Below are 5,153 nucleotides of genomic sequence, written 5' to 3'. Positions count from 1 at the left end.
TCGAGCGCAGCGCATGCTCGGCGGTGCCGCGGATCTGCCCGCTGAAATCCAGCAATGCCAGCGACAGCGCGTCGGTCGCGATCGCATAGCCGACGGTATGGCCGTAGCCGGGATTGAGCGCGATGCCCGCGCCCGGCTTGCCGCGGCCCGCGTGCGCCAGCGAGGCACCGATCGCGACCAGGCCGCGCTCGGCCAGCGCGTCGACCAGACGCACCGCCGACTGCACGGTCAGCCCGGTGCTGCGGCTCAGATCGGCGCGGGTGGCGGTGCCGGCCAGGCGCAGGCGATCGAGCATGTGCCGCTCGTTGTCGCTGAGATCGGCGTGGATGGCGTGACGGGACTCGGGAAGACGCGGCAGGGCGACGGCGACTGGAGCGGGCATGGGCGGCGGTGGCATCAAGACCCGGGCAGCATAGCCGCGCCGCGCGTGGTCATCGCGGCAGCGAACGCGATCGGATGGAACAGAGCGTTTTTGCAACGCGTCGCCGCCCGTAGCGGCGCGTTGCGATCGCGGCCTCGCGACGCCCGCAACGCGCGGCCGCGGCACACTTGGCGACGCGGGCGCCGCGTCTCAGTCCAGGAACAGGTCCGGCAGCAGCGGCTGCGACGGATCCAGCGCGTAGCCGGACAACTCGTGCACCCCGGCCTCGGCCAGCACCGCGTCGTCGATCAGGAACTGGCCGTAGAAGCCGGCCGCCGGCCGGGTCAGCACGGCGTGCGCGGCGTCGGCCATGATCTCCGGTCGGCGGCCGTTGCCGGCGTCGACGCCGGGAATCATGTTCAGCGCCTCGGTGGCGATCAGCGTGCGCGGCCACAGCGCATTGACGGCCACGCCCTGCGGGCCGAACTCGCCGGCCAGGCCGAGGGTGACGAAGCTCATGCCCATCTTCGCCAGCGTATAGCCGGTATGCGGCGCCCACCACTTCGGGTCCAGCGACGGCGGCGGCGCCAGGGTCAGGATGTGCGGGTTGGCGCTGCGCAGCAGGTGCGGCAGGCAGGCCTGCGCGCACAGGAAACTGCCGCGCGCGTTGACCTGCTGCATCAGGTCGAAGCGCTTCATCGGCGTCTCCAGCGCACCGCGCAGCCAGATCGCGCTGGCGTTGTTGACCAGGACGTCGATGCCGCCGAAGGCCTCCACCGTCGCCGCCACCGCCGCACGCACCTGCTCCTCCTCGCGAATGTCGCACTTCAGCGCCAGCGCGCGCCCACCGGCCGCCTCCACCGCCGCCGCGGCGGTGTGGATGGTGCCGGGCAGCTTGGGATTGGGCACCGCCGACTTCGCCGCGATCGCCACATTGGCGCCATCGCGCGCCGCCCGCAGCGCGATCGCCAGCCCGATGCCGCGCGAGGCGCCGGTGATTAGGAGGGTTTTACCTTGTAAGGTCACGGGATTGGGGATTCGGGATTGGGGATTCGCAAAAGCTTAGCGCCTTGCCGTCCCCGCCAGTGCAACGTCAGACGCCGCCATACGCTGTTGCCAATCCCCAATCCCGAATCCCCAATCCCGGCCCCTCAGGGCTTCGGCCCCTGTCCCTCGTTGTCTTCCCACTTGAGCAGGCGCCGGGTGACGAAGCGGTACACCGGCTTGCCGCTGGCGAACCACAGTTCGCGCACCCAGGAATGGCGCTTGAGCAGGCGCCGCTCGACCGGGGTCAGCGCGTGCGCGCAGTACATGCGCTTGTGCTTGAGCAGATGGCGCAGGTCTTCACGCGCCAGCAGGCGCATCCAGCGCGAACGCGGCGCGCCGCGCACGGCCAGCTGGAAATCGATCAGCGCCGGGCTGCCGTCGGCCAGCACCAGCCAGTTGGCCTCCTTTGCCAGGTCGTTGTGCGCCACCCCGCGCCGATGCACCTGCTGCAGCAGACGCCGCGCAGCGCGGAAATAGGCCAGGTCGCCGCGCGGCGGCCGCTGGTACATCGCCGCGCCGTCCAGATAACTGCGGTCCAGGAAGGTGCCGTCCCAGCCGCGCAGCTGCGGCGTCGCCGCCATGCCGTTCAGCTGCCTCAAGGCGAGCGCCTCGCGCCGCGCCAGCCACCATGCGGGCAGCCGCAGCCACCACGGCGAGGCGGTGAGGTCGCGGCGGACGAAGCGCGCCTCGCCCTCGCCCAGTAGCAGGATGCGGCCGAAGCTGTCGGCCTTGAGGATCTGGACGGTGCGGGAAGCGGGGGCAGGCATCCGGCCAGTGTAGAGCGTGCGACGCGGTTTGACGGGTCTGCACGGTCGCCCGTCACTCCAGGCAGGCACCTGGTCCGGTGCTGCTCACCTGGGCGTCGTGCCAGGCGCCAGCGCACGCCGCGCGTGCGTGACGCCGCCGCCCTGCGAAGCGGCGGCGTCACGCACCGGCCCCGGCGCGGCGGCGCTGCCATCACCGGCACGGGACGGCGATCACGACGTGCCCGACGGCAGACCAGGTCTGCCGGGCGGCCCGGTTGCGCAAGGCCGGTCGCCCGACACGGCACCCCGGCGCTAACGGACCGTCATCGTGCTCCCTCTATACTTGCCCGATGAATGCCTCATGGACCGATGCCACGCTGGAGTGGATCGCAGCACACCCCATCCTGGCCGGCGCGGTCATCTTCGCCATCGCGTTCTGCGATGCGGTCATCATCCTCGGCACCCTGGTGCCGGCGCTGCCGCTGCTGTTCGCGATCGGCGTGCTGATCGGCCTGGGCCAGATCTCCGGCCCGTACGCGGTGGTCAGCGCCGCGCTCGGGGCGCTGATCGGCGATGCGCTCAGCTACTGGGTCGGCTATCGCTGGGGCCATCAGTTGCGCAACTACTGGCCGTTCAAGCGCTATCCGCAGTTGCTCGACCGCGGCGAGGCGATGTTCCGCCGCAATGCCTTCAAGAGCATCCTGGTGGCGCGCTATGTCGGCGCCATCCGTCCGTTCGTGCCGGCAGTGGCGGGCATGATGAAGATGCCGCTGCGGCGCTATCTGCTACCCAGCAGCGTGGCCGCGGTGACCTGGTCGCTGCTGTTCCTGGGACCGGGCTGGCTGCTGGGCCAGGCCTACGACGCGGTGGCCGCGGTCGCCGGGCGCCTGTTCCTGGTGCTGGGCCTGCTGGCGCTGGCGCTGGGCCTGGTGTGGGCCATCGTGCTGTACGGCTACCGCTGGTCGGCTGGGCACATGGACGCACTGCTGGCGCGCGGCCTGGACTGGTCGCGCCGGCACCCGGTGCTGGGCCGCTACTCGATCGCGGTGTTCGACCCGCAGCGCCGCGAATCGGTGCCGCTGGCGATGCTGGCGGTGATGCTGCTGGCGCTGGGCTGGGGCTGGTTCGCGCTGCTGATGGTGGTGGTGGCGCACGGCGAGCCGCTGCGCCTGGACTTGGCCGTGCACGACCTGATGCTGGCCCTGCGCAACCCGCTGGCCGACTATCCGATGACCGCACTGGCCTCGCTCGGCGACTGGCAGGTGCTGCTGCCGCCGACCGCGCTGGGCCTGCTCTACCTGGCCTGGCGCCGACGCTGGATGGCCGCGGCGCACTGGCTGGCGGCGCTGGCGTTCGGCCTGGCCCTCACCAAGCTGCTCGGCACCACCGTGCACGTGGTACGCCCGCCGGCGGCCAGCAGCGGTTTCGGCTTCCCCTCGGTGGCGGTGACCATGGCCACCATCAGCTTCGGCTTCTTCGCGGTGCTGATCGCGCGCGAGTTGCCCGGGCGCTCGCGGGTGTGGCCGTACCTGCTGTCCGGCGCGGTGGTGACCCTGATCGGCTTCGCCCGCCTGTACCTGGGCGCGCACTGGCTCAGCGACGTGGTCGGCGGCATGCTGTTCGGCATCTTCTGGCTGCTGGTGCTAGGCATCGCCTACCGCCGCCGCTTCAACCGCGGGTTCTGGATGAAGCCGCTGGCCTGGCTGTTCTACGGCGGCTTCGCGATCGCCGCGCTGTGGTACGCGCCGCGCCAACTGGAACGCAAGCTGGCCAAGTTCGAACCGCCGCCGCCGCAGGTCACGCAACTGGCGGACGCGGCCTGGTGGCAGCACGACTGGCGCACCCTGCCGTCGCGGCGCAACGAGTTCGACGACGACCAACGCTGGCCGTTGGACATCCAGGTGGCCGGGCCGCTGGCGCCGCTGCAGCGCCAGCTCGAAGCGGCCGGCTGGCGCGTGCAGCCGCAGGCCGGCTGGCAGCAGGCGCTGCAGTTGCTCGACTACAAGGCCACGCCGGCGCAGGTGCCGGTGCTGCCGGCGACGCTGGACACGCGGGTGGAATCGCTGCTGATGCTGCGCCCCGGCCCGAATCCGGACGAGCTGTACGCGCTGCGGCTGTGGCCGGCGCCGGCGCGCCTGCAGCCGGGCAACGTGCCGCTGTGGCTGGGCAGCGCGCAGAGCCTGCGCTACGAGCGCCACTTCAACCTGATCGGCCTGTGGCGACCGCTGCGCGGCGCCGATCCGGCGCTCAATGCGGTGACCGAGGCGCTGCACGCGCTGCCCACGCGCAAGGACATGCACCGCCGCAGCGAGATCCCGGTGCTGCTGGTACGCAGCGAAGGCGAAGCGCCGCCGTCGCCCTGAGCGGCGGCGGCGGTACGCCTCAGGCTTGAACCGGTCGGCGCGGCGCTGCCCTGCAGGCGCCGGCGGCGGGCGATGGCGGCTACTTCACCTCGACCCGGATCGAACGCGAGTCGGTGGCACGGTCCTCCCAATGCCGCGAGTAGACGAGCTCGATCGCGCCGCTGCCGTGATCGGTGGCCTTGAAGGTGTAGGTGACAGTGCTGGGGCAACCCATGCGACCGGTGGCGCAGGCCGTGCCGGGTGCATGCTCGATGTCGAGCAGCGCCAGCGGCGCGGGCAAGCTGCGCAAGGCCCAGGCGCTGCCGGTCGACCCGTTTTCGGAGAGGGTGACCACGAACAGTTGCCCGCGCTGCAGGGCGAACGGCTTCATCGACGGCGCCAGGCAGGTCTTGGGCGACACCTGATCGGCATTGCCGGTGACCAGGGCGATGGAACCGCGCGGGCAGTCGGCCTGGCCGGCTGCGGCTGCGGGCGCGGGGGCCGTCTCGGCGGCGATGGCGGGCAGGCTCGGACAGCCGCCGGCGGACAGCAACAACAGCAGGAAGGAACGCCTCATACGAAGTCCTCGATCGTGCGTGGATAGGACGTCAGGCCGCCGGGGCGGGATGCCGTTGCCGGCGGCCGGGCGCGGCCGCC

General features: G+C 71.7%; 5 protein-coding genes. 1 reads left to right on the top strand and 4 read right to left on the bottom strand.

Annotated elements, in window-relative coordinates:
- From D180_RS14930 to D180_RS14920, 3 genes are all read right to left on the bottom strand, one after another.
- Positions 1-382, bottom strand: a 382-nt coding sequence (locus tag D180_RS14930; RefSeq protein WP_304412381.1) for a helix-turn-helix domain-containing protein, incomplete at its 3' end; no start/stop codon positions are given.
- Between the two features lie 189 nt (positions 383-571).
- A complete protein-coding gene (locus D180_RS14925; RefSeq protein ID WP_017913429.1) occupies positions 572-1,387 on the bottom strand; it encodes an NAD(P)-dependent oxidoreductase in 816 nt (271 codons plus the stop codon).
- Between the two features lie 125 nt (positions 1,388-1,512).
- Positions 1,513-2,175, bottom strand: a complete 663-nt coding sequence (locus tag D180_RS14920) for a serine/threonine-protein kinase (protein ID WP_017913428.1) — start codon at positions 2,173-2,175, stop codon at positions 1,513-1,515.
- 329 nt (positions 2,176-2,504) lie between these two features.
- On the opposite strand from D180_RS14920, the gene D180_RS14915 reads away from it, so the two are divergent.
- The gene (locus tag D180_RS14915) at positions 2,505-4,517 is read left to right on the top strand and encodes a bifunctional DedA family/phosphatase PAP2 family protein (protein ID WP_017910496.1); all 2,013 of its coding nucleotides are present in this window, start codon (positions 2,505-2,507) and stop codon (positions 4,515-4,517) included.
- Between the two features lie 79 nt (positions 4,518-4,596).
- Here D180_RS14915 and D180_RS14910 read toward each other — a convergent pair.
- Positions 4,597-5,153 (bottom strand): protease inhibitor I42 family protein (locus tag D180_RS14910; protein ID WP_232760515.1); only part of this gene is annotated, 557 nt, incomplete at its 5' end.

The sequence above is a fragment of the Xanthomonas sp. SHU 166 genome (genome assembly GCF_000364685.1).
In the GTDB taxonomy this organism is placed as follows: domain Bacteria; phylum Pseudomonadota; class Gammaproteobacteria; order Xanthomonadales; family Xanthomonadaceae; genus Xanthomonas_A; species Xanthomonas_A sontii.
The sequence above is the reverse complement of the archived record's forward strand: the minus strand, read 5'-3'. Positions and strand labels throughout refer to the sequence as shown.

Bases quoted from the DNA above. Each gene is read 5' to 3' on its own strand.
- D180_RS14915 (WP_017910496.1), top strand. From the start codon at position 2,505: ATGAATGCCTCATGGACCGATGCCACGCTGGAGTGGATCGCAGCACAC.
- D180_RS14920 (WP_017913428.1), bottom strand. From the start codon at position 2,175: ATGCCTGCCCCCGCTTCCCGCACCGTCCAGATCCTCAAGGCCGACAGC.